General features: G+C 68.7%; 26 protein-coding genes and 3 pseudogenes. 15 read left to right on the top strand and 14 right to left on the bottom strand.

All coding sequences use genetic code 11. From position 1 onward, the window contains the following. The first annotated feature begins 2 nt into the window (after nt 1–2). Nucleotides 3–1,793, top strand: a complete 1,791-nt coding sequence (locus ACIBHX_RS31775) for an FtsX-like permease family protein (protein WP_397071030.1) — start codon at nt 3–5, stop codon at nt 1,791–1,793. 304 nt (nt 1,794–2,097) lie between these two features. Here ACIBHX_RS31775 and ACIBHX_RS31780 read toward each other — a convergent pair whose 3' ends face one another. Then, entirely contained in the window at nt 2,098–2,739 is a 642-nt protein-coding gene (locus tag ACIBHX_RS31780; RefSeq protein WP_397071031.1) for a histidine phosphatase family protein, read from the bottom strand. A 449-nt stretch (nt 2,740–3,188) separates the two neighbouring features. On the opposite strand from ACIBHX_RS31780, the gene ACIBHX_RS31785 reads away from it, so the two are divergent. After that, nucleotides 3,189–3,833, top strand: coding sequence for a hypothetical protein (locus ACIBHX_RS31785; RefSeq protein WP_397071032.1), 645 nt, complete (start codon nt 3,189–3,191; stop codon nt 3,831–3,833). A gap of 192 nt (nt 3,834–4,025) precedes the next feature. Here ACIBHX_RS31785 and ACIBHX_RS31790 read toward each other — a convergent pair whose 3' ends face one another. Both ACIBHX_RS31790 and ACIBHX_RS31795 read right to left on the bottom strand, forming a co-directional pair. Further along, complete coding sequence (locus tag ACIBHX_RS31790) at nt 4,026–4,838, bottom strand: LLM class flavin-dependent oxidoreductase (RefSeq protein ID WP_397071033.1); 813 nt, start codon at nt 4,836–4,838, stop codon at nt 4,026–4,028. Then, complete coding sequence (locus tag ACIBHX_RS31795; RefSeq protein WP_397071034.1) at nt 4,835–5,689, bottom strand: alpha/beta fold hydrolase; 855 nt, start codon at nt 5,687–5,689, stop codon at nt 4,835–4,837. The genes ACIBHX_RS31790 and ACIBHX_RS31795 overlap by 4 nt, the downstream gene beginning before the upstream one ends. A 95-nt stretch (nt 5,690–5,784) precedes the next feature. On the opposite strand from ACIBHX_RS31795, the gene ACIBHX_RS31800 reads away from it, so the two are divergent. Further along, the gene (locus ACIBHX_RS31800) at nt 5,785–6,690 is read left to right on the top strand and encodes a LysR family transcriptional regulator (protein ID WP_397071035.1); all 906 of its coding nucleotides are present in this window, start codon (nt 5,785–5,787) and stop codon (nt 6,688–6,690) included. Between the two features lie 19 nt (nt 6,691–6,709). Here ACIBHX_RS31800 and ACIBHX_RS31805 read toward each other — a convergent pair whose 3' ends face one another. After that, on the bottom strand, nt 6,710–7,327 hold the full coding sequence (locus ACIBHX_RS31805) for a TetR family transcriptional regulator (protein WP_397071036.1): 618 nt from the start codon (nt 7,325–7,327) through the stop codon (nt 6,710–6,712). A gap of 168 nt (nt 7,328–7,495) precedes the next feature. Between ACIBHX_RS31805 and ACIBHX_RS31810 the strand changes: the two genes are divergently transcribed. Then, entirely contained in the window at nt 7,496–8,194 is a 699-nt protein-coding gene (locus ACIBHX_RS31810) for an alpha/beta fold hydrolase (RefSeq protein ID WP_397071037.1), read from the top strand. Between the two features lie 137 nt (nt 8,195–8,331). Here ACIBHX_RS31810 and ACIBHX_RS31815 read toward each other — a convergent pair whose 3' ends face one another. After that, on the bottom strand, nt 8,332–8,718 hold the full coding sequence (locus tag ACIBHX_RS31815; protein WP_397071038.1) for a hypothetical protein: 387 nt from the start codon (nt 8,716–8,718) through the stop codon (nt 8,332–8,334). 383 nt (nt 8,719–9,101) lie between these two features. Here ACIBHX_RS31815 and ACIBHX_RS31820 point away from each other — a divergent pair, with 383 nt between their 5' ends. Next, complete coding sequence (locus ACIBHX_RS31820) at nt 9,102–10,292, top strand: serine hydrolase domain-containing protein (protein ID WP_397071039.1); 1,191 nt, start codon at nt 9,102–9,104, stop codon at nt 10,290–10,292. Between the two features lie 161 nt (nt 10,293–10,453). Next, complete coding sequence (locus ACIBHX_RS31825) at nt 10,454–10,843, top strand: cupin (RefSeq protein ID WP_397071040.1); 390 nt, start codon at nt 10,454–10,456, stop codon at nt 10,841–10,843. On the opposite strand, the gene ACIBHX_RS31830 is transcribed toward ACIBHX_RS31825, so the two are convergent. The 3 genes and pseudogenes from ACIBHX_RS31830 to ACIBHX_RS31840 form a co-directional block, all read right to left on the bottom strand. Further along, a complete protein-coding gene (locus ACIBHX_RS31830; RefSeq protein WP_397071317.1) occupies nt 10,840–11,370 on the bottom strand; it encodes a hypothetical protein in 531 nt (176 codons plus the stop codon). The genes ACIBHX_RS31825 and ACIBHX_RS31830 overlap by 4 nt on opposite strands. 263 nt (nt 11,371–11,633) lie before the next feature. Then, nucleotides 11,634–11,780, bottom strand: a pseudogene (locus ACIBHX_RS31835) (sigma factor); the annotation flags it as partial. A gap of 110 nt (nt 11,781–11,890) precedes the next feature. After that, a complete protein-coding gene (locus ACIBHX_RS31840) occupies nt 11,891–12,058 on the bottom strand; it encodes a VOC family protein (protein WP_397071041.1) in 168 nt (55 codons plus the stop codon). 199 nt (nt 12,059–12,257) lie between these two features. Between ACIBHX_RS31840 and ACIBHX_RS31845 the strand changes: the two genes are divergently transcribed. The 6 genes and pseudogenes from ACIBHX_RS31845 to ACIBHX_RS31870 all read left to right on the top strand — a co-directional run bounded on the left by ACIBHX_RS31845 (nt 12,258) and on the right by ACIBHX_RS31870 (nt 16,189). Further along, nucleotides 12,258–12,977 (top strand): SDR family NAD(P)-dependent oxidoreductase, encoded by a 720-nt coding sequence (locus ACIBHX_RS31845; protein WP_397071042.1) that lies wholly within the window; start codon nt 12,258–12,260, stop codon nt 12,975–12,977. Nucleotides 12,978–13,023: 46 nt separating this feature from the next. Beyond that, a pseudogene (locus ACIBHX_RS31850) lies at nt 13,024–13,545 on the top strand (SDR family NAD(P)-dependent oxidoreductase); the annotation flags it as partial. Between the two features lie 19 nt (nt 13,546–13,564). Beyond that, nucleotides 13,565–13,753: pseudogene (locus tag ACIBHX_RS31855) on the top strand (SDR family oxidoreductase); the annotation flags it as partial. A 301-nt stretch (nt 13,754–14,054) separates the two neighbouring features. Beyond that, nucleotides 14,055–14,657, top strand: coding sequence for a TetR/AcrR family transcriptional regulator (locus ACIBHX_RS31860; RefSeq protein ID WP_397071043.1), 603 nt, complete (start codon nt 14,055–14,057; stop codon nt 14,655–14,657). An 89-nt stretch (nt 14,658–14,746) separates the two neighbouring features. Beyond that, nucleotides 14,747–15,547 (top strand): hypothetical protein, encoded by an 801-nt coding sequence (locus ACIBHX_RS31865; RefSeq protein ID WP_397071044.1) that lies wholly within the window; start codon nt 14,747–14,749, stop codon nt 15,545–15,547. A 420-nt stretch (nt 15,548–15,967) separates the two neighbouring features. Next, a complete protein-coding gene (locus ACIBHX_RS31870) occupies nt 15,968–16,189 on the top strand; it encodes a hypothetical protein (protein WP_397071045.1) in 222 nt (73 codons plus the stop codon). 88 nt (nt 16,190–16,277) lie between these two features. Here ACIBHX_RS31870 and ACIBHX_RS31875 read toward each other — a convergent pair whose 3' ends face one another. From ACIBHX_RS31875 to ACIBHX_RS31885, 3 genes are all read right to left on the bottom strand, one after another. Then, a complete protein-coding gene (locus ACIBHX_RS31875) occupies nt 16,278–16,688 on the bottom strand; it encodes a VOC family protein (protein WP_397071046.1) in 411 nt (136 codons plus the stop codon). Nucleotides 16,689–16,698: 10 nt separating this feature from the next. After that, on the bottom strand, nt 16,699–17,124 hold the full coding sequence (locus tag ACIBHX_RS31880) for a helix-turn-helix transcriptional regulator (protein WP_397071047.1): 426 nt from the start codon (nt 17,122–17,124) through the stop codon (nt 16,699–16,701). Nucleotides 17,125–17,272: 148 nt separating this feature from the next. Beyond that, nucleotides 17,273–17,818, bottom strand: a complete 546-nt coding sequence (locus ACIBHX_RS31885) for a YceI family protein (RefSeq protein ID WP_397071048.1) — start codon at nt 17,816–17,818, stop codon at nt 17,273–17,275. Nucleotides 17,819–17,927: 109 nt separating this feature from the next. Between ACIBHX_RS31885 and ACIBHX_RS31890 the strand changes: the two genes are divergently transcribed. The 3 genes from ACIBHX_RS31890 (at nt 17,928) to ACIBHX_RS31900 (ending at nt 20,256) form a co-directional block, all read left to right on the top strand. Further along, a complete protein-coding gene (locus tag ACIBHX_RS31890; protein WP_397071050.1) occupies nt 17,928–18,557 on the top strand; it encodes a TetR/AcrR family transcriptional regulator in 630 nt (209 codons plus the stop codon). 180 nt (nt 18,558–18,737) lie between these two features. Then, nucleotides 18,738–19,151, top strand: a complete 414-nt coding sequence (locus ACIBHX_RS31895) for a VOC family protein (RefSeq protein WP_397071051.1) — start codon at nt 18,738–18,740, stop codon at nt 19,149–19,151. Nucleotides 19,152–19,155: 4 nt separating this feature from the next. Further along, the gene (locus ACIBHX_RS31900) at nt 19,156–20,256 is read left to right on the top strand and encodes a winged helix DNA-binding domain-containing protein (protein WP_397071052.1); all 1,101 of its coding nucleotides are present in this window, start codon (nt 19,156–19,158) and stop codon (nt 20,254–20,256) included. Here the strand turns inward: ACIBHX_RS31900 and ACIBHX_RS31905 are convergent. From ACIBHX_RS31905 to ACIBHX_RS31915, 3 genes are read right to left on the bottom strand one after another with little or no spacing between them, the layout of a single operon-like run. After that, nucleotides 20,237–21,247 carry a helix-turn-helix transcriptional regulator gene (locus ACIBHX_RS31905; protein ID WP_397071054.1) on the bottom strand — a complete coding sequence of 337 codons (1,011 nt, stop codon included), beginning with the start codon at nt 21,245–21,247 and terminating at the stop codon, nt 20,237–20,239. The two genes, ACIBHX_RS31900 and ACIBHX_RS31905, sit on opposite strands and share 20 nt — an antisense overlap. Before the next feature lie 39 nt (nt 21,248–21,286). Further along, entirely contained in the window at nt 21,287–21,946 is a 660-nt protein-coding gene (locus ACIBHX_RS31910) for a response regulator (RefSeq protein ID WP_397071055.1), read from the bottom strand. After that, nucleotides 21,946–23,085, bottom strand: a complete 1,140-nt coding sequence (locus ACIBHX_RS31915; RefSeq protein ID WP_397071056.1) for a sensor histidine kinase — start codon at nt 23,083–23,085, stop codon at nt 21,946–21,948. Before ACIBHX_RS31915 ends, ACIBHX_RS31910 begins: the two co-directional genes overlap by 1 nt. Nucleotides 23,086–23,216: the final 131 nt, after the last annotated feature.

Genomic DNA, 23,216 nt, shown 5'->3' on the forward strand with positions numbered 1-23,216 from the left:
GCATGGGCTCCATCGTGCTCGTCGTGCGCCTGGTGCTGGCTGACGTGCGCCGGCACAAGGTCCAGGCCGCGATGCTGCTGCTCGCGGTGACCGTGGCCACCGCCACGATGGCCCTGGGTCTGTCCCTGAGTGGCGTGAGCGACGCGCTGTACGAGCAGACCCGCGCGGCCACCGCCGGGCCGGACGTGGTGGCACTCTCCGGCGACACGGGCCCGGCCGTGACCTCGGCCCTGGCCTCGCTGGCGGACGCTCCCGAAGTAGTCGCCCACCATGGCCCCTACCGCATCGTCTACGCCAACCTCACCGCGCGCGGTTCCACGTCGTCCCCAGTGGTGGTGCACGGCTTCGCCGAGACGCCCGGCACGGTCAACCGGCCGCTGGTGACCTCGGGTCATTGGGTACGCTCCGGCGGCACGGTCCTCGAACGCGGCTTCGCCACCGCGCTGGGCGTCGGCGTCGGCGACCACGTCACCATCGCCGGCCGGCCGTACCCCGTCGTCGGGATCGCCGTCACCGCGGCCACCTCCATCTACCCCTGGGCGGCGCAGATCGGCCCGGGCGGCGGCCCCAGCGACTACAGCGGCCTGGCCTGGATGACCCGATCAGATGCCCGGGCCCTGGCCTCGTCCCAAGATCGCCCGGTGACCTTGGCCCTGGACCTCAAGCTGCGCGACCCCGCCGCGACCGAGGCCTTTCTCGGCGCCCACAGCGACCCCACCATCAGGATCACCTTCCAATCCTGGCAGTTCGAAGCCAAACAGGACCTGGTCATCCTCAGGGACAGCCAGCCGATCCTGGTCGTCGGCAGCTGGCTGCTCAGCTTCCTGGCCGTCACCGGAGTGGCGGCGCTGGCCGCGGGACGCGCCGTCGAGCAGACACACCGGGCCGGGCTGCTCAAGGCCGTCGGCGCCACCCCGGGTCTGATCGCCGCCGTGCTGTTCACCGAGTACCTGGCTCTGGCGCTCGTCGGCGACGCGCTGGGGCTGGCGCTCGCCCGCCTGACCGTGCCCGCCATCGCCAGTCCCACCGCCAGCCGGATCGGAGACGCGGTCGGGCCCGACGGCGCCACCGTTGCTACCGCGACCGCCCTGGCCGTGGGGGTGGCGGTGCTGTCCACGCTGCGTCCCACGCTGCGGGCCATGCGTACGGCGACCGTCACGGCGCTGTCCGCCACCGCGTACCAGCCCCGTCACCGCCCCTGGCTTACCACGCTGTCCGCGCTGCTGCCCACGCCGCTCCTGCTCGGGCTGCGGCTGACCGCCCGCCGGCCGGGCCGCGCCGTGCTGCAGGCGTGCTCCACCGCCACCACGGTGATCGCGATCGTCGCCCTGCTGACCCTCTACGCCCAGCCGGAGAGGGGCTACGGCCTGGATGGCTCCTCCGCCCTGCCAAACCTGCGCGGCGTGCACGACCGCCGGCTGATGCTCGCCGTCACCATCCTGCTGATCGCACTCGCCGTCGTGAACACCATCACGTTCACCTGGACCACTGCCATGGAGGCCCGGGCGAACATGGCCGTCGCACGTACGCTCGGCGCCACCCCCGGACAGATCACCGCGGGACTGTCCACCGCCCAGCTCCTGCCCAGCCTGCCCGGCGCCATCATCGGGGTCCCTCTGGGCATCGGCCTGCTCTCGCTCTTCGCCGCCAGGAATTCGGCGGAACCCCCCTCCTCCTGGCTGCTCGGCGCCGCACTCGGGACTCTCCTGGCGACGGCGGCACTCACCGCCCTGCCCGCGCGCCTGGCAGCCCGCCGACCCGTGGCGCAGGCCCTCAGCGCCGAAACAGCGTGACCGGCCCCGCTCAGCAGGCGCCGTCAGCAGCGGCACTCAGCGGACCGAGGCTCGCACAACCCCGCAGAGACCCCATCCACCTCACCAGCGTTCGCCGACGGGCGCCCGGCCCACCAGCGTCGGGGTGTTGGTTTTGTCGGTGACAGCGATCCGCCGCGATTCTCGAGCGGGGCTGTCCATCCGAGCCCTCCAGACAAGCACAACGTGGGCTTCCGTACCGTGGAGAAGGCGCTGGCCTCGGTCTAGCCCAAGCCGCGCAAGCCGCTGCCGCCCCGGCTGGCCGGCGTGCCCACGGGCAAGGAGGTCAGCCGACTTTGGCGGAGTCGAGATGGCGGGTGTCGCCGAGGTTGACGACCGTGCGGTTGTGGAAGAAATCGTCTTCGTGCAGCGTGGTGATGCTGCCTGATGGCGCTCGGAAACTGGCATGGCCGACCGCCTTGATCGGCATCTTGATCCAGGATGTCACGACGAATGTCAGGGAGCCACCATGCGTCACGATGATCTGGTGTTCGCAGGGGCGCTGCAAGATCTCGTCCATGGCCGCGTAGATGCGCTGCGCCAACGCCGCCTTGGTCTCGGCACCCTCCACGCCCTCGTCGTGTTCCAACCGCTCCCCGGCAGCCGGTGGCGGGACGAATCGTTGGTCCAGCCATTCCTGCGGCCTTCCCCCCGCTTCTCCGTAGGATTTCTCCCGCAGTCTGCGGTCCAGGATTGGCTTCACGCCGAACAGCTCGGCGACCTTCTCGGCCGTTTGCCGGGTGCGCTGCAGATCCGAGGAGAACAGCTCCACATCGACGCCGTTCGGGATCTGGGCCCGCAGCGCCTGGGCAATGGAGGCTGCCACGCTGAGGCCGGCTGGTGTCAGCTGCGAATCATGCCAGCCGCCGACGACCCGCTCGACATGGTGCGTCGCCTCCGGATGGGTGACGGCGTAAATAGTGCGCATGAGTGAGCTCATCCTGTAGGGGCTGTTCTTTAGTGATCTTAAGAGTGGTTCAACGAGTTCTCTGAATTTTGATGATCACGGCTCTGCCCCCGACCGTGGTCCCTCGACCTCGCCGAGCCAGCTTTCTCTCGGCTTCGGCGATGCGGGCGATCAGGTTGTTGCGGATCTCGGCCCGCTCTCCCATGGGCCGTGACGGGGTGTGCCGAGCCGGTGACGCGACCCGGCGTGTCCAGATAGACCATCTGCGGGACTCGCTGGTCGATGTGCGCGAGTTCGTCCTCGGTGCCGGCCAGGCTGACCCGGAGTCCTTCGACCTCGCCGAGCCAGCCCTCCGAAGTGATCCATATCGACATAGGCTCGCCACTGACTGCCGGTCCGATTTGTGAAGGATTGAACGCTGTGACGACGCTGCCACCTCTATCCGCGACCCAGAACTCGGTCCAGGCCTGGTGATCCGCAAGCGCGCCACGCGAGCCACGCAGCGACTCGACGTGACTCGCCTTCCCGAGGACATCGCGGCACTCATCGACACCCTCGAACCCGGTGAGACCCTTGTCGTCACGCGGGACGACAAGGCGATCGCGACAATCTCCAGCACCATCGACGTCATCCAGGGCACCATCGTCGATCGCGACACGCCCGACGGGACCAACGACCAACCGCCGATCGACTACGACAACGTGACAGTCGTCGCCACCGCGATGGAGCTGTCGGCAGAGGCCAGGGTGTCGCTGTCCACCCAACTCGGTGCGGACTACATCGTGCTCGACATGAACGCGGCTCCCGCAACGGCCGACGTGCTGCTGGTGCCACCGGTCAGCCCGCAGTTGATCGCAACGCTCCGATCGATGTTCCCGAAGGCTCGTGTCATCGTCACCGAAATCGAGGACAACGAGCTCGGAGTCAACTACCAGGGCCCGGTCCGACGCCTGCTCAATGCCGGCGCTGATGCATATCTGCCCCCGTCGACCGTCCCTCACCTGGCCAGACAGCTTGACTACACGCTCACTCATGGACACCAGCTCGTCGGCGGGGTCGCCACACCGCTCGAGATCGCACCGGCCACGGAACCACCAGATCCCGAAGACAAATGACTCCGCTGCTACTCCTCGCGGAGAAAGATCAACTAGCTCTTCGAATACCAGCTGCATCAGCCGAGGCGCGCACACTTGCCTAACGTGGCTTACGGCCCTCAAGCGGCTGACCAGCGAGTTCGCTTGACAACCCCACATAACTTCCGTTGCCGACACCCCGTCTTAGAGAGGACGACGTTGGCGCCCGCCTCCTCACGCCGCCGGACCGTCGCGGAGTACGGCACGCACGACGTCGAGCCGCACGCCCGGTTCGAATTCCGGCAGCCACCACGTCGCGCCCGCCTCCGCGTACGGCTCGGGATCGACGCCGAGCGGCAGACCGACGGCGATGTCGTAGGAGGCCATCTCGCCATGGCGCAGTTCGGTGAGGGTGGCGACGACCTCGGCGAGCTGGTCCGGGTGCTCGAGGTTGGCCGGGAAGAAGCCATCGAGCCGGGCGGCCCGGCGTAGCGGCTTGCGGTTGCCCGGGAATCCGGCGGCCCACACCGGCACGCCGGGCCGCTGAACCGGCCGCGGCAGGAACGCGATGCCGTCGACGGTGTAGTGCTCGCCGCGATGGCGCACCGGCTCGCCGGACCAGGCGGCGTTCAGGATCGCCAAGGACTCGTCGAGCATCCGCCCGCGCCGCCGGTCGTCGAGCTGCTCGCCGGTCTTGGACAGCTCGCCACCGAACGCGTCGCTTCCGATGCCGACGCCGAGGGTGAGGCGGCCGTCGCTGAGCCGATCCAGCGTCGCGGTCTCCCGCGCGACCTTGGCCGGCCGTCGACGAGGGAGCGGCGACACCATCGGGCCGAGTCGCAGCCGCTCGGTCGTGGTCGCGATCGCCGCCAGCGCGATCCACGGGTCGGCGACCTGTTGGACCGGCGCCCGCCAGTCCAGCTGATCCCACACGAAGCAGCCGTCCCATCCGGCTTCCTCCGCGTCGGCGGCCAGGCGCGCGATCACCCGCGGGTCGGCGAGGTCGTCGAAGAGCGGCAGCCAGAGCGCCGACCGTAGCCGGTTCATGAGCGGCCTTCTTCGGTATGCCGGACCAGGGCCGGCACGAGGTCATCCCACGTCGGCTCCGGCAGGTCGTGTCCTGCCCCTTGCAGGACCAGCAGTTCCGCACCGGGGATGGCGTCGCGCAGCGCCTTGCCGTGCGGCAGTGGCAGGACCGGGTCGTGGTCGCCGTGGACGACGAGCGTCGGCGCCGTGATGTCGCCGTAGCCGCCGCGGGCCGGCCGATCGGGCGCGATGGCGTAGTGGTTGGCCAGCGTCGATGCGTAGTTCCTGGCGCGCGCCACGTCATGTTCGATCAACGCCCGGCTCGCGGCCTCGTCGAAGTACGGCGACCCTCCGGCGTAGGCCCTCGCGCCGGCGACGACGTATGCGACGACCGCGGTCGCGTCGGAAAGGTCCGGCTCTGCCGGTATGGCCAGGTCGCTCGACGGCGGCGGCAGGGTGTCGGCGCCTGTCGAGCTCGACACGAATGTCAGCGATGCGACCCGGTGGGGATGGTCCACGCCGAGGAGGAGTCCGATCCCGCCGAACATCGACTGGCTGACCACGTGCGCGCGCTCGATGCCCAAGGCGTCCTGGATGCCGAGTACGTCCAGGGCCAGGTCGGTGAAGGAGTACCCCGGCTGTCCCGGCGGGTAGCAGGTTGACCGACCGGTGTCGCGATGGTCGTAGCGGACCACGAACCGGCCACGGGTGGCGATCCGTTCGACCAGGTCGGCGTCCCACCACAGCATCGAAGCGGCCGCACCGGCCACCAGCATGATCGCCGGGGTCGTGGGGTCTCCGAAGGTCTCGACACACAGCTCGGCGCCGTTGATCGACAGGAGTTGCTCGCCGTGGGAGTGATGAGCGTTCATGTCTGGGAATCTAGGCTCGCGACTCCATTGTGAAAAGCGATGATTTCAGATCAATACGATCGCTGGTGGCGATGGACATGGCTAGGCTGGCGCTCGTGACCGACATCGAGCTGCGCCACCTGGCGGCGATGGCCGCCATCGTCGAGGAGGGCTCGTTCGGCGGGGCGGCCGCCCGGCTCGGATACACCCAGTCGACGGTGAGCCAGCAGGTCGCGGCGTTGGAGCGGGCTGTCGGCGGGCTGGTGTTCGACCGGCCGGGCGGTCCCAAGCGCGTACGGCTCACGCCACTCGGCTCCGTGGTCCTCGACCACGGTCGCGGACTGCTGGCGAAGGCGGAGGCGCTGGCCGACGCCGTGGACAGGTTCAAGGCGGGAGACGGCCGGATCGACATCGGCACGTTTCAGAGCGTGTCCAACGTGATCCTGCCGTCGGTCGTACGGCGGTTGCGGGATGAGCACCCTGGCTGCGACATCAGGCTGTCCGAGGAGGAGCCGGACCAGCCGCGGATCGGTGACCTTGACCTGCTGTTCTACGACGGCCGCGTCGACGGCGATGTTGAGTATCTCAAGCTGCTCGACGATCCGTACCTGCTGGTGGCCGGAGCGGGCGCCTTCCCCGCCGGACCGGTCCCGCTGGAGCGGCTCGACGGCGCACCGATGGTGGCCTGGCCGCTGACCTGCGACCAGCCGCGGATGGAGCAGGCCCTCGCCCGCAGCGGCGCCCGTCCGCAGTTCGTGTTCCGCACCGCGGTCAACGACACGCTGTTGTCGATGGTGCGGGCCGGCCTGGGCTCCGCGGTGCTGCCTTGGCTCGCCATCCGAGGTGCCGACGTCCCCTCCGACGGCAGGCTCCGCGTCCATGAGCTACGGCCGTCTCTGCCGCCTCGGGAGATCTACCTGCACTGGCGGGCCGGCCGTACCCACTCACCGCTTGCCGCCAGAGCCATCGAGCTCGCCGTAGAGGTGGCGTCCGAGGTCGCGCCGCCACCAGCTGGCACTTGACGCATGGGGCTAAGGGCAGTCATCGGTCGTGCCGCAGTGGGGACGGTTCGAGGTCGAGTGCGAGTTGGAGTTGGCGGGTCCACCAGCGCAGTTGAGCGGTCGGGTCGCTTGCTGCGACGCCGGTGAGGCCGGCGCTGCGGCGGAAGGCACTGCCGTAGAGAGGCTCTGTCGCCATCGCTTGGTGGAGGGCCGCGACCGCGAGCTGGGTGTCCTCGATCGAAGCCCCGGGTGGCCGGAGCTTGTGGAGGGCGTCGACGACCGGGTTCAGCATCCCGCTGCCATGCTCTCGCCAGCCCGCGGCATGCAGCGCGATCGCCAGCTCGCCGTACCCCTGCCGGTACAGACCTGCGAGTGACTCGACGAGCTCCAGAAGGTCGGCGCCCTGCTCGAGCCACGACGAGAGAACGTCCTGCACGGCCGCTCTCAGTTGGCGTCCACCGTGTCGAAGCAGTTCGCGCAGCAGGTTGTCGCGGCTCTGGAAGTGGTGCGTCACGCCGGCGTCGGTCATGCCGACCCGGGTGGCGACGGCACGGACCTGGACCGCTGCAACGCCTCCGTCGGCGAGCAGCGCCGCTGCGGCGTCGAGGATCAGGCGGCGAGCCTCCTCGGGCGGCCTTCGTGTTCGACGTGTCGTCATGACCTTCGAGCTTACCTTGACCGGCCAAGGCAGTGGGTCGTATCTTACCTTGACAGCTCAAGGTAGAGGGAGCATGGAGGTACCCATGGTTGACCTGAACGAGGTTGCGGGACGATTCGGTGCCGTCCCTGGCGGTGGACCTCGGCACGAGCTGGGCTTCGACCGGCGATGACCGACGTCACCCTCGCCCGAACAGGCACAACGCTGCGAGGTACGGCCAGCGGCACCGGTCCGACCGTCCTCCTGCTCCACGCCGGCGGCGAACGACGCGGCGTGTGGACGCCGGTCGCCGCGGCGCTCACTCCGCGCGGATTCCGGACCGTGGCCTTCGACCTGCGCGGTCACGGCGACAGCTCGGGACGGGCAACGACACTGCGGGCGATCGCGGAGGACGTGACCGCGATGATCTGCCGTGAGCCGGCACCGGTCGTCGTGGTCGGCGCTTCTCTCGGCGGACTGGCCGCCATCGCGTCCCTCGCCGACCCGCGCGCGGCACGACATGTTGCCGGACTGGTCCTCGTCGACGTCGTACCCGACCCCGATCCCGATCGGGTTCGCGCCTGGCTCGATGACCGCGGCCTCCTCCACAACCAGGCCGAGCTCGTCGAGGACATCCTCGAACGCGGTCCCGAGCTTCTGGAGACAGCCACGAAGATCGAGCTGCCGATCCTGCTCGTTCGCGGCGGGCCGAGGTCACCGCTCACCGACTCCGAGGCGGAGCGCTTGCGCGCAGCCAACCCCGCGGTCACGGTCTCCCGGGTGCCTGCCGCGGGTCACCTGGTAGCTCGTGATGCTCCCGACGAGCTCGCCCGCATCGTCGCGGACCACGCGTCGACGTGGCTCGCAACCGACACGACCGCACCCTGAATGAAGACGAGCTGATCATCCAGCCCTGTTCCGGCCGCGCCAGCCGTACCTCGCTGCAGGTGTACGCCAAGATCGCGCTCGGACCCGCCCAGGAAAGCTGCCTGTGTTGTGGAAATGCCACAGGAGGATTCCTGGGATCAGGCGCAGTAGGACCTGATCTTCTTGTCGATGGTGGCCAGATTCGTCTCGTAGGGCTTGAGCTTGCTGTAATCGCCCTTCTCTGCTGCCTTGAGGCCCTTGGCGGTCACCTGGTAGGCCTCGTTCAGGAGCTTGGCCATCGCCGAGTTCTCGGAGGCGACCGTCTGCAGCGCCTCGAACTGCGCACGGCGGCGGTAGTACGGGGTGGCGATGTCGCCCTCCGTGCCGCGGTAGGTCTTCTGCGCCTTGGCCATGCTGACGTAGGCCTGGCAGACGTAGCGGCTGTTGGCGTCGGCGGCCGTGGTGGTGGCGCTGGCCGTGAGGCAGGTGCCGGAGACGGCGACCGCGACGAGCGCGCCGGCGATCAGGGGGTGACGAATCTTCATGCGCGCGATCATAGTGATCGCCGATTGACGAGTAATTGACGATGTCGCCTGGCGGTGTCCATGTACTCGCGCACCCGATGGGGTCCGCGGTGACGCCGCGAGACTACTCCCGGCGTCGTATTCCGATCGGTCGATGCTCCCGGCAGATGACTCCGCCTGTACGACGCCCCTGAACGGTCGCCTGACAACAATTGCCGGTCAGGAGAACCCAGTCAGTGCATCCACGGGGGCGCATTCGGGCGGGTTCGAGCCGCTCACGCGACGAGGGCAAGCGGAGCACGGGGAGAGTCCCCATTGGTGTCATTGATCATGAGAGGACGGATGTCTTGAAGGTCCGACTGGTGACATGTGCAAGCGCGGCCGTGTTGGGTGTCGGTGCGGGCATGGTGACGGCGGTTCCCGCGCCCAAGACGACAGGGATCGTGCTGGCCGGCCGTACGAGCTCGTTGACCGATCCTGCGGAGCTGAAGTCCGCCCTGGACGGTGTCCACCAGGCGGGGATGCCGGGTGTATTCGCCGAGGTGCGCGATGCCGGCCAGGTGTGGCGCGGCGCTTCCGGGGTCGCCGATGTCAAGACTGGCCGGCTCATCCGGCCCGACATGCGGCAGCGCGTCGGGAGCATCACCAAGACCTTCACCGCCGCCGCGATCTTGCAGCAGGTCGAGAAGGGACGGATCCAGCTAGACGCGCCGATTGGCCGCTATCTGCCGCGACTGGTGCCGGGCGAACGCGGCAAGGAGATCACGGTGCGGATGCTGCTCAACCACACCAGCGGCATCGCCGAATACCTCTTCACCGCGTTCCCCTCCCTCGAGAAGTACCCTTCTCTGCCGGATATGTCGCCCAAGAGCCTGGACGACAACCGGTTCAGGCATTTCGGCCGATCTGAGCTGATCAAGATGGGACTCACGGCGCCCGCCGTCGGCAAGCCCGGAGGCTCGCCGGGGGTGTACTCCAACACCAATTACTTGATCCTCGGCGAGCTCCTGGAGCGGGTGACCGGGAACACGGCCGAGGAGTACATCACCCGGAATGTCATCAAGCGCGCCGGGCTCAAGCACACCGAGTTTCCGACCGGCCCGCGTATCAAGGGGCCGCACCCACGGATGTACGAGGCGTTCTACGGCTTGATCGACCCGCCGCGCGACTACAGCGTCTACGACATGTCCTGGGTGAGGACAGGAGCCGCTCTGGTGTCGACCATGGAGGATCTCAACCGCTTCTACGGCAGGCTCCTGGCCGGCAAGATCGTCAAGCGGTCATCGCTGACCCAGATGCAGCGTACGGTCCCGGTCTACGCCCAATCCGGGGAGAAGATCGACTATGGCCTCGGTCTGCTCGAGGTCAAGATCCCCGGTTGCGGCACCTTCTGGGGCCACGACGGCACGGTCTGGGGCGCCGCGACGATGTCTCTGACCCGCGCCGACGGCAAGCGGCAGATGTCCGTCGCGATGAACCTCGTGCGATGGAACAAGCCGGACTCTTCGGGTAAGCCGCAGCCCCACCCCATCGACGACGCGCTGTCGACCTTCAAGCAGCGAGCGCTGTGCGACAACGCCGGCTCACAGGACTGAGTTGCGTTGACAAGGCGACAAGCTCGGCCGGGGCTCACCCTCGCCGCGGTGGCCGTCGTGCAGTTCCTGGTGTCGTTGGATCTGTCGGTGGTGAACGTCGGACTTCACCCCCATGCCGCAACCCGCCAGGTGAAAGATCACTGCAGGAAGGATGTCTCGGCATGACTGTTACCCCGATCGATCTCTTCGCCTCCTCTGTCCACCTTCACCGGGGCGGCAAGATTCACGTCGAGAAAGAGACAACGGACTCCGACCAGGACGGCTGGCGGCTGAGGGCCTTCCATGCGAAGACCGACGCCGATGTCCACGCCGGCCACTGGGAAGTCCACCCCGAGGCCGAGGAGGTCGTGTCCTGCCTCATCGGGAAGATCCGCCTCTACCTCCGTCCGGAGCTGCCGGGACATGAGGAGGAAGAGATCAGGCTGGTGGCCGGCACCGCCGCCATCGTCCCGCGCGGGCGATGGCACCGCATCGAGCTGGACATCCCCAGCAACATCATGGCCATCACCCTGCCGCGTGGCAGCCTGCTGGAGAAGCGGGCCGAAGCCTAGTGGGCATCTGACAGCGGGGCTGGCGGCTGGCGGCGAGCCTGGTTCTTTTCGCGGATGACCGCGCGGACATCCGCGACGGGGCCCAGGTGCCCGAGCTTGTCGGGGTTGATCACCGAGCGGATGGTCTGGATGCGTCCGTCGAGGATGTCGAGCGTCCAGGTGTTGATGATCCTGCCATCGCGGTCGCGGAGGATGGCGCCCGGCTGGCCGTTCACCTCTTGTGCCTTCAACACGGCGCCGATCCGGGTGAACGGTGGCACGGCGGCGGCCAGCACCCGGGCGACCTTCTGGACACCGTAGACGGGGTGTCTCCCCCCGACCTTGCCGCCGCCGTCATTGACCAGCTGAGCGTCGGCGGCGAGGAGCTCGCGCAGCCCGTCGACGTCACCTTTCCTGAACGCGTCGAAGAATCGCCCGGCGAGTTCCTCGCGCTTGCTTCGGTCGGTCTCGAACCGGGGCTGACCATCCTGCATGTGGCGGCGTGCCCGCGAGGCGAGCTGGCGGCAGGCCGCCTCCGTGCGGCCCACTGCCGAGGCGACCTCCTCGAACGCGAACCGAACACCTCCCGGAGCACGAAGACGGCGCGTTCGAGCGGGCTGAGTCGCTCCAGCAGCAGGAGTGCCGCCATCGACATCGAGTCGGCCAGTTCCGCGGAGCGTTCCGGATCCTGGTAGGGGTCGGTGAGCAGCGGTTCGGGGAACCACGGTCCGACGTACTCCTCCCGGCGAACCCGGGCAGAGCGCAGCACGTCGATCGAGATCCTGGTGATCGTCGTCGAGAGGAAGGTCCTGGTGGATCGCGGTTGCGTCGAGGTCGTCGCGTAGCGCAGCCAGGTCTCCTGGACGGCGTCCTCGGCCTCGGTCACGCTGCCCAAGATCCGGTAGGAGATCGAGAACAACAGCGGTCGCAGTTCCTCGAATTCCTTTTCTCGCGTCATCCCAGCCCGTCCTTGAAACCCTGGCGCCCGAAGGCTAGCGCAGCTCCCCGCCGAGTCCGTGCTTGGCAAGGCCGCGCACACGGTGTCACAGCCGAGCGGGGTATCTCGTCTTAGTGGAAGGCCAACCGTGGCCCGCCGCTCGGATCGCCGGCCTTCACGACGGCATCGTGCTCATCAGCCCCTTCGGCGACCTCGCGGTCCAGGACCGCAGCCCAGAACCGTGCTGTGCGTGCAGCGTCGGTGGCGTCAAACGAGGCACCGAAGAAGGTGCTGCTCATGTGCGTTCCCTTATCGCGACCCATTGAGCAGACCAGTCTGTCTAATTATTTCGGGACCATAGACGCCGCCTTCCCTGTGTGTCAAATAGCAGCTCAAATGTCACCCTTTGCTAAGTCATGGTTTGACGAGACCGGTCCGGCCTGGTTGCCTGAAGGTGAAACAAGACAGACCGGTCTAATCATTCGAAAGGAAATGATCATGACCGAGATCCGCACCGCCCTGGTGACAGGCGCGACGTCCGGTATCGGCAGGGCCGCGGCGCTGAAGCTCGCCCGGGACGGATACAAGGTCCTGGTGCACGGCCGTGACGCCGAGCGCGGAGCCCTGGTGGTCAAGGAGATCGAGAGCGCCGGTGGCAGTGCCGAGTTCCTTGCCGCCGACCTCACCGACGTCCGAGCCATCGAGCAGCTGGCGGCCGCGGCCGGGGACGTTGACGTCCTGGTCAACAACGCCGGGTTCTCCTGGTTCGGGCCCACCGCCGATCTTGGCCCCGACATCTACGACAAGCTGTTCGACGCCAATGTCCGCTCGGCGTACTACCTCACGGCCGCCATCGCGCCGCAGATGGCCGAGCGGGGTAGGGGCGTCGTCATCAACCTGGGCAGCATGGCCGGGCAGATCGGTCTGGCGGGTGGCGCTGCCTACAGCGCCACCAAGGCCGCGCTCACCTCGCTGACCCGCTCCTGGGCCGCCGAGTACAGCCCGCGAGGCGTTCGGGTCAACACCATCGCCCCCGGACCGGTCTACACCGGCGGCTCGTCGAGGGAAAGTCTCACGGCCCTGGGAAAGACCACGCTCCTGTCCCGCGCAGCGGAGGCAGAAGAAATCGGGGACGTCATCGCATTCCTGGCCTCGCCGGCCGCCGGCTACATCACCGGCGCCGTCATCCCGGTCGACGGCGGACGCACCGCCGTCTGACCCGCACCGCATCTATGAGGAGCCGAGAGATGGACAAGCCCGTAGTTTGATCACCGGAGCACTCACCGGCATCGGCCGTGCCGCCGCAGTCGCCTTCGCCAAGAAGGGCGCGAACGTGGTCGTCGCCGAACGGCGCGATGAGGCCGGCAACGCACTGGTCAAGGAACTGCGCACCTTCGGCTCAGAGGCAGAGTTCATCAACGCGGACGTCCGCAAGGAGGGCGACGTTCGCGCCATGGTCGACGGGACTGTCACACGGTTCGGCCGTCTCGATGTCGCGGTGAACAACGCCGACACCGAAGGTCGGCCCAGCCTGATCACCGACCAGACCGCGCTGGCCTACGCCGTGACGTTCGAAACGAATGTCCTCGGCGTCGTCCTCAGTATGAAGCACCAAGTGCGCGTCATGCGGTAACAGGGCAGCGGCAGCATCATCAACATCTCCTCCACCTACGGGCACGAGGGCGTGGCCGGCGCCTCCATCTACGTCGGCAGCAAGCACGACGTCGAAGGCATCACCAAGTCGGTGGCGCTGGAGGTCGCCAAGTCGGGAATGCGCGTGAACGGTGTAGCTCCCCGGCCCCACGGATACCGGCATGCTGACTCGTTTCACCGGCACGCCGGAGAACAAGGCGGCCCTGGTGACGCAGGTCCCGCTGGGCCGCCTCGGCCTGTCAGAGGAGCTGGCCGACGCGATCATGTTCATCGCATCGGATGAGGCCTCGTTCATCACGGGCCACATCCTCAACGTCGACGGCGGCATGACGACCAACTAGACCACGACCCCGCGATCCCAGCCGAGGACGCTGATCATCTACCCGGACGCCAACCACGGGGCCCACTTCCAGTACCCGGAGCGGTTCGTGGCCCACACGAAACTGTTCCTCGAGAGCCAGGAGCACCACGACCAGACATGCCAGGCCCGCACAGCGGAGGCGGTCACCGGAACGCGGCGACCGCCTCAACGCGTTGACCTAGAAGACCGGTCTGTCTAGTGTTGTTGTACCCGGTAGGAGTCGTATAGGCCCCCGAATGGAGCAGTAGGCTGTACCACCAGTCTGAAAGAAGGAAACCCCCATGCGCCGCAAGGTCAACGCCTCGAATCCATCGGTGCGCGAACGTCTGCTGGCCGCCGCCGATGACCTGTTCTACCGCGAAGGCGTGCAGACCGTCGGCATCGACCGCATCGTGAAGAAGGCCGGCGTCGCCAAGGCGTCCCTCTACAACGTGTTCGGCAGCAAAGACGAGCTGGTGCAGGCCTACCTGGACGCCCGCCACGCCGACACCCGTGAGCTGGTTGAGCGCGCCCTGACCCGGTTCCGGACGCCACGCGAGCGTCTGCTGGGGGTTTTCGACGCGCAAGGCCAGCTGTTCACCGAACCCGACTTCAACGGCTGCGCCCACATGACGGCCAGCGCGGAGGCAGCACACGGCAGCTCCGTCGAGGGCGCCGCGGACCGATACCGGCTGTGGGTGAGAACGCTGTTCACGGATCTGGCACGAGAAGCCGGCGTCGCCGACAGCGAAGGCCTCGCGAGGCAGCTCCACCTGCTGTACGACGGCGCAGGAGTCTCGGCACGCATGGACCGCGACCCCTCCGCCGCGACGACCGCCCGCGCGGCGGCCGCCGCACTGTTCGATGCGGCGGTCAAGAATGAGGATGCGGTTGGCTCCCGGTAGTAATCCGGCTAGACCCGAAGGCCCCCGACCTGCTGCAACGGACGTGGCGAGTCGGCGGGAGCTCCCCTTTGTGGTGCGGATGATGTCGAGTGGTCGGTGCGCGGCAGTGGATCCCCGCCGAGCAGATCAGCGACCCGATCAAGACGATCACCACCGGCCTGCCGCTGGAGCCGACCTTCGCCACCAAAGGCGAACTGGCCGTCGACCTGCTGCGTGATGCCTTCTGCGACGGCACCTGCCTGACCTGCGAGCAAGCGGTGGCCAAGCACCTGCAGCAGAAAAGCAAGTGGACCATCCGCTCAGCCGGCGACGGCTCCAAGGGCGAACGCACCTACGCCTGGGCCTGGATCGCCACCGCCAGCCCCACCCACTACCTGCTCGTCCGCAAGCGCCGCACGACCGGTGAGCTGGCCTTCCACTACTGCTACGTCCCCACCGGCCAGCCCGTCACCCTGCCGCGCCTGATCGCCGCCGCCGGGCTGCGCTGGCCGGTCGAGGAGAGCTCCGAGTTCAGCAAGGACCTGTTCGGCCTAGACCAAGCCCAGGTCCGCCTCTATGAGCGCTCCTGCGCCACACCGTACTCGTCATGGCCGCCCTGGCCATCTGCGCGACAAGCAATCGCCGAGATCAAGCGCCTGTTCAATACCACCGCCACCAACACACTGTCGTTAGAGCACGTCGCCCACTGGTCGGCCTGGCGCCGCCGCCACCAAGCACGCGCCCGCTGGTTCCACCGCCGTGCTCGCCTGGCCACCGCATATACCCAGCTCAGCCAACGAATGGCGGCTGCTGTACCAGAGATTTCAATAGATCGCGCGGCCGTCGCCGTACACGATGAGCTCGGGCGGCTCGAAGCTTCTGTAGCCGCCTGGCACGAGACCGGCGTTTGACTCCCAGAGGGCGACGATCTGTTTTCCGGCCATGCGGTCGTCGGGTACTCCCGTGCATGCGATGGCTATGACCGTCATCGACACCCCGGCGATATAGGAAACAAACCTTAAAGTTAGTCGGCGCGCGAGCCATCTCGCGGCAGTCCTTGGCGAATCCGCGCAGCAAATCAGGGAGCGTCCGACCGTCGTGACGGTAGGTGGTGAGGTGCTCGTCGCGACCTAAGGTGTTGTCCTTGCGTACGCGGCGACCCCAGACTGTGATGGAAGTCCAGTCGGGGGCTGTTTCTCCGTCGTCTTGCCTGATGTCCACCCGAATCCTGTACGGCCTCATGGTGTGGGGGTCTGTAGGTGAGGCGACGGCCAGATCGAATTCGTCCTTCAGGTCGATTTCGATGTCGTGCGTGTCAAGCGGCGCTGAACATGATCACCGTCCGGTACGCCCAGGCGCTCCCGAACATCAAATTCAACATCGCCACTCCCGGAGAAGTCGCCAACCGCACATTCGCCGCCACCGACATGAACAATCACACCGGTCAGCTGACCGTCACCGAGGGCACCGACTCGATCGTCGAACTCGCGATGCTCGACGCCGACGGGCCGACCGGAACCTTCATCGATCGTCTAGGCCCCGTTGCCTGGTGACCTGCGGTCGACGCCCCGGCAAGGTCCCGAGGTGTCACATCGAAGCCGGTGGTTGTCGCAGCGCGTACGGCCGTACGTTCGCTTGTTGCTAGGCCTTCGGCTCCTGCGAGATCCGCACCATGTTGCCCGAGGGGTCGCGGAACGCGCAGTCGCGCGGACCCCAGGGCTGGTCGAGGGGCTCCTGCAGCACCTCGGCGCCGGATACCCGCACCCTTTCGAAGGTCTCGTCGAGATCGTCGGTGCGGAAGACGATCATCGGCAGGACGCCCTTGGTGAGCAGTTCCTGGAGGGCGTCGCCATCGGCCTTGGATCGGCCGGCGTGCGGTTCGGAGAGCACGATGTCGAGGCCCGCCTGGCTCTGGCTGCCGAGGGTGATCCAGCGGAAACCTCCGGACCCGACGTCGTTGCGCACCTCGAGGCCGAGCCCGTCGCGGTAGAAGGTGAGCGCCTCGTCCACGTCGTTGACGGTGACGTGCACGTACTGCAGTGCGATGGTCATACGGCCAATGTTAGGCAGCGGGCTCAGGTGACGCTTCCCGGGTCCTGGTCGGCCGCGTCCGCACCTTCGCCACGCACGGGGGCATCGCCGTCACGGCGTCGTGCTCCCGGGCGCGGTAGGCGCTCGGCGTCTCCCCCATGAGCTCGGTGAATCGCGAGCTGAACGAGCCGAGCGAGGTACAGCCGACCGTCATGCACGCGTCAGTCACGCTCATTCCCGCACGCAGCAGCGCCATCGCCCGCTCGATGCGGCGGGTCATGAGATAGCTGTACGGCGTCTCGCCGTAGGCCGCCCGGAACTGCCTCGAGAAGTGCGCCGGCGACATGAGCGCGTGCATGGCCATCGTCGGCACGTCGAGCGGACGCGCGTACTCCCGGTCCATCAAATCCCGCGCTCGCCGCAGGTGCGCGAGGTTGGCGAGGTCTTGCGGGGTCATGGGGCAAAAGTATAACCGTTCTATCAAGAGTCCCGCTGAGCTGCACGAATAGGTACGGCATGCTCCTCAGGAATCGCGATCGGGAGGTGCCGTAGACCGTCCCGGATGAGCCCGATGGTGCATATCCGGGACGGTCGCCGTCGGTCGGTCAGGGCCGCCGGATCGCGGCGAGGTCGAACTCCAGCACCACCTTGTCGCTGACCATGACGCCGGTCGCGGCGTTCCAGTTCACGCCCCAGTCCTTGCGGCTGATCGTGAGGCTGCTCTTGAAGCCGACCCGGAATCCGCCCCGCGAATCGTCGTCGACGGCGGTCAGCGCGAGGTCCACGGTGACCGGCCTGGTCACGCCGCGGATGGTCAGCTCACCGGTGACCTTGAAGGTGGTCCTGTCGACCTGCTCCACCTTGGTGGAGGTGAACGTGATGGCCGGGTGGTTGTCGACGTCCAGGAACTTGTCGCGCAGCTGACCGTCGCGCTGCTGGTTGCGGGTCTGGATGCTGTCGGCCTGGATCGTGAGCTCGACGCTGGACCTCGACGGAGCCTGGCCGTCCAGATACGCGCTGCCCTGGAACGCGTCGAACTGCCCGCGCACCCTGGTGGCCATCGCGTGCCGGGCGACGAAGCCGATCCTCGTGCGGGCGGTGTCGAGGACGTAGTCGCCGGTCAGCTCCCTGAGTGTGGTGGTGGTCGTCATGCCTGCTCGCTCCAAGGAGTCAACTACACGGGGTGTGTACTTTTGGCTGAACTATACATGCCGTGTAGTTTCTTCTTGAACCGGGGTGACACAACGACGGAGGGCACCAGTGACAGGGCCGATCGCTGTCCCGACCAACGCACGCAGCCGGCGCACCCGCGCCGCCCTGCTCTCCGCGGCCCGGACGCTGCTGGAGGAGCACGGTCCGGCGGCCATGACGATGGGCGCCGCGGCCGAGCTGGCCGGGGTCTCGAGGCGTTCGGTTTACCTCCACTTCGCGACCAGGGCCGACCTCCTGGTGGCTCTCTATGACCACGTGTACGAGGCCGAGGGGCTGACCGATTCCCTTCGCCCGGTGCTGGACGCGCCGGACCCCGTCACCGCGCTGCAGGAGTTCGCGGCCCACCTCGGCCGGATCCGTCCCCGGGTGCGCGCGGTCGCGACAGCGATCCAACAGCAACGGCGTAGCGATCCCGACCTCGCCGCGCACTGGGACGTGGTCGCCCGCGACCAACGCCGGCTCTGCCACCGGCTCATCGAGGCGCTCCACCGCGAGGGTTCGCTGGCGGACTCATGGACCGTCGCCGGCGCCACCGACATGCTCTGGGCGCTGATGTCCAACGACCTCATGGACAACCTGACGATCGACTGCGGCTGGTCCATCGACAGATACGCGGACCACCTGGCCACACTCATGCGGACCACATTCGTCGCCGAAACCGCGCCCGGCCACGGTTGAGGAATCCGGCTGTTCCGGGCCAGCCAAGGTATTGCCCGGAGAAGCGGCCACTACCTGGCCGCTTCTGCTGCGACTGTGTTCACCGGGCAGGGCCGGGCGCTCCTCGTGATCGTCATCGGTGGCGTGACCAAGCGCCGCAAGGCCGCCCAGACCAGGTGAACCGAGTAACTAGGAGCAGTTATGTCCGTCAACGCCGTGACCCACCTGAACTTCCGAGGTGAGGCCCGTGCGGCACTCACGTTCTACCAGTCCGTGTTCGGCGGGGACGTGGTCATGGTCACCTACAAGGACGCCGGAAACGTCCAGGATCGGTCCGAGGCCGACCAGGTGATGTGGGGCCAGGTGGCCGCTACCGGCGGTTTCCGCGTGATGGCCTACGACGTGCCGTCGCGCATGCCGTACAACGAGGGAGAGAACGCGTTCTTCGTTTCGGTCCGCGGTGAGGCGGCCGAGGAGGTCACCGCGTACTGGGAGAAGCTCTCCGACGGCGCGACCGTCCTGCAGCCGCTGGGACCTGCGCAGTGGGCGCCCTTGTACGGCATGCTGCGGGACCGCTTCGGCGTCACCTGGGTCATGGACGTCATCGCGGCGTGATCTGATGACCGTCCTGGACGCCCGGGCGCTCAACCGCGCGACGCTCGCCCGCCAGCTGCTGCTCGACCACGCCGACATGCCGGTCCTTGACGCCGTCGGGCACCTGTGCGGTATGCAGGCCCAGGAGCCGCAGGAGCCGTTCGTCGGGCTCTGGTCGCGCCTGCGCGCCTTCGACCCGACGGACCTGTCGAAGTTGCTGACCGGCCGAAGCGTCGTGCGGACCCACCTCATGCGCCGCACCGTCCACCTGCTGACCGCCGACGACGTCCTGGCCTGGCGCGCCCGCCACGACGCCATGCTGCGCCAGCGGGTCCTCGGCACATACCGCCGCGAGCTCGACGGGGTCGACCTCGACGAGCTCGCGGCGGCGGGCCTGGCGGTGATGTCCGACGGCGAGCCTCGCTCGATGGGCGAACTCGCGCGGGCGCTCGCCGGCCGCTGGCCGGCGCCGGGCCCACGGGCGCTGGGCGAGATGCTGGTCGCCGCCCTCATCCCGATGGTGCAGCTGCCGCCCCGCGGGCTGTGGCGCACCAGGGCGGGCGTGCGCAACGTCCCGCTCTCCTCCTGGCTGGGCCGCGAGATCCACCCGCCCGCCCTGGACGGCTCCGACCCGGTCGGTCAGGAGCTGGTACGCCGCTACCTGGCCGCCTACGGCCCCGCGGCCACAGCCGACCTACGCGCCTGGTCAGGCCTCGCCGGGCTCCCAGCCGCGGTCGCCGCGATCCGCGACGAGCTGATCACCTTCGCGGACGAACGCGGCCGCGAACTCCTCGACCTCCCCGACGCTCCCCGCCCCGACCCCGATATCCCCGCCCCGGTCCGCTTCCTGCCGGCCTTCGACAACGCGATCCTCGGCTACCACGACCGCACCCGCATCATCGATGACGCCCACCGCGGCCTGTCGGTCGCCGGCGAACGCGTCGTCCTCCTCGACGGCCGGGTCGCCGCGACCTGGACCTTCCAGGCGGACACCGTGGTCATCACCCCGCTGCGCCGCTTCTCCCGCGCCGACCGCACGGCCGTGGCCGATCAGGGCCGGGCACTGGCGGCGTTCCTGTGCGACCATGACAACCACCGCATACAGATCACCGCGGCTCCCCGCTGAGCGCCACGACGTCGGTCGCGGCGTCGGCGTAGCGGCGGGCCAGGTAGGCAAAGGCGGCTTTGAGTTCGGCCGGCCCGATGACCTGGATGTCGGCGTCGAATCTGCCGATGGTGGCGGCCAGCGCGGGCCACGACCACGCGCCCAGGACGAGACGGCAGCGGTCCGGGCCGAGTTCTTCGACGACTCCGTCGCGGGTGTAGGCGGACACGACGTGGGCGGGGAGGTCGAGGACCACCTCGCCACGGCAGGGCCAGTCCCTGGGGCCGTCGGAGCCTTGGAACCTGTCGGCGACGAAGCCGGCCACGTCTCCCCCGGGCAGTTCGCGCGGGGTGAAGCGGGGTCCCGTGGGAGTGCGGGGGGTCATCCGGTCGACGCGGAAGGTGCGCCAGTCGTCGCGGTCGAGGTCCCAGGCGACGAGGTACCAGCGCCCGCCCCAGGTGATGAGGTGGTGTGGCTGCACCCGGCGCGGCGGGGGCCCGGCGGGGTCGGCTCCCTGTGGGGATGCGGGGGTGTAGTCGAAGCGCAGTACCTCGCGGGCGCGGACGGCCGTGCTGATGGCCACGAGAACCTGCGGGTCGGCCTGCGGGTTCGGGCGGGTCCCCGGGCGTTCGACGGCGGTGACCTGGAGGGCGTCGACGCGGTGGCGCAGCCGTACCGGCATGACCTGCCGAACGGTGCTCAGCGCGCGTGCCGCGGCTTCCTCGATGCCCGCGCCGGTGGCGGCGGCGGTCTGGAGCGCGACGGCGAGGGCGACGGCCTGGTCGTCGTCGAACAGCAGCGGCGGCAGTTCCGCGCCGGCACCGAGCCGGTAGCCCCCGTCCGGGCCTTTCGTGGTCATGATCGGGTAGCCGAGCTCTCGCAGGCGGTCGACATCGCGGCGCACGGTGCGCGGGCTGACTTCCAACCGTTCGGCCAGCACCTGCCCCGGCCAGTCCCGGCGCGTCTGGAGCAGGGAGAGCAGTGCCAGCAGTCGCGCGGACGTCTTCGGCATGACACGCAATGTAGCCGAAGAAGCGGACACATCCTGTCCTCAAGCCGACGGGGGGATGAGGCCGCTCTCGTAGGCGAAGACCACGACCTGTGCGCGGTCCCGCAGCCCGAGCTTCAGCAGGACGCGGCTGAGGTGCGTCTTCACGGTGGCTTCTGCCAGGTGCAGCGCCGTGGCGACCTCGGCGTTGGACAGGCCGCGCGCCACCTGCATCAGCACCTCGTGCTCGCGGGAGCTCAACTGTGCCAGCCGTTCGGCGGCCTCGGGCGCGCCGGGCGTGAGCTGGGGGGCGAACTTCTCCAGCAGGCGCCGGGTGACCCGCGGGGACAGCGCGGCCTCGCCGGCCGCCACGTTGCGGATCGCGTTCAGCAACTCTGCTGGCCGGGTGTTCTTCGGCAGGAAGCCCGCGGCTCCGGCCTTCAGCCCGGCGAAGGCGTACTCGTCCAGGTCGAAGGTGGTCAGGATGAGCACGCGTGAGCGCGGGCAGTCCCTGACGATCCGGCGGGTGGCCTCGATCCCGTCGAGGCCGGGCATGCGCACGTCCATCAGCACCACGTCGGGGCGCAGTTGCCGGGCCATCCGGGCGGCCTGTTCGCCGTCGCCCGCCTCACCGGTCACCTCCATGTCCGGCTCGGCCTCGAACACCATGCGAAAGGCCATGCGCAGCAACGACTCGTCGTCGGCGACCAGCAGCCGGATCATCACACCGCGCCCTTGGCCGCCAGGTCCAGGCTCGCCGCCACCCGCCAGCCGCCGCCGCTCACCGGACCGGCGTGCAGGGTTCCGTCGTAGGCGGCGACGCGCTCGCGCATCCCCGCCAGACCCCGTCCTGGGTGGCCGTCGTCGGTGACCTCCACGTCGGCGCGCTGCGGCGTCAGGCGGACCCGGACCTCGGCCGTCGCGCCGGGCGCGTGCCTGAGCGTGTTCGTCAGTGCCTCCTGGGCCAGCCGGTAGATGGTGAGCTGGGCGGCAGCGGGGATCGCCTCGGGGTCACCGGCCACCTGCAGGCGGATCGGCAGCCCGGCCGCGCGCATCCGGTCGGCGAGCGGGCCGAGCTGGGCGATCCCGGGCGCCGGGTGGAGCGGCGCCCCCGCCTGCTCGCCCGGTTGGCTGGGGTCGCCCGCGCTGAGTGAGCGGCGCATGTCCTCCAGGGCCTGCCGCCCGGTGTCGGCGATCTGCTCCATGGCGGCGGCCGCCTGTTCCGGGGCGTGGTGCCGCACGTAGGCGGCGCTGTCGGCCAGGGCCACCATGACCGACAGGTTGTGGGTGACGATGTCGTGCATGTCGCGGGTCATCCGGGCGCGTTCCTCCGCGACCGCAAGGCGTGCCTGCTGCTCGCGGTCGCGTTCCAGGGAGGTGATGTACGCCCGCCGTACCCGCATCCACAGGCCCATGGTGAGGGCGGCGGCGGACATCGCGGTCAGCGCCGCCGCCGTGAACGGGAACTGACCCGGCGGCGCCCACCGCGCCGCGGCCAGCAGTACCCCGGCTTCCAGCGAGAGTGCGGCCACCAGCGTCCGCCGCCACGGGGAGTGCGCAGCCACGGTGTAGAGGGCGACCAACAGGGTGGCGTCAGCGGGAAGCTGCACGTCGGCGGCCCACTGGACCGCGGCCGCGGCGGCGATCGCGCAGAAGACCGTCAGCGGGGCACGCCGCCGCCACGCCACGGGCGCCACCAGAGCCGTCTGGAGCAGCCAGATCCGTGGCTCGCCGAGTGCCAGGACCTGGCCCGGTCCGAGCGTGGCCAGGAAGATCGCGGCCGCGAGCAGCGCGTCGGCGGGCAGGAGCGACCGCCGGGTCAGCGCTGCGAGGCAGGCCACCGGACGGTCGGCTCGCTTCACGGCGCTCACCCTAGTTGTCCTGCGGGTTCGCGCCCCATCCTCCTCGAGGATGAACATCCGGGCACATCATCCAGAAGTCGCACACGCGGATCAGTCGTATGCCGCTAGCCCGGGTTCGTGGGCCGCTGTCA

This window comes from Nonomuraea sp. NPDC050536, assembly GCF_044457685.1.
Classification (GTDB): domain Bacteria; phylum Actinomycetota; class Actinomycetes; order Streptosporangiales; family Streptosporangiaceae; genus Nonomuraea.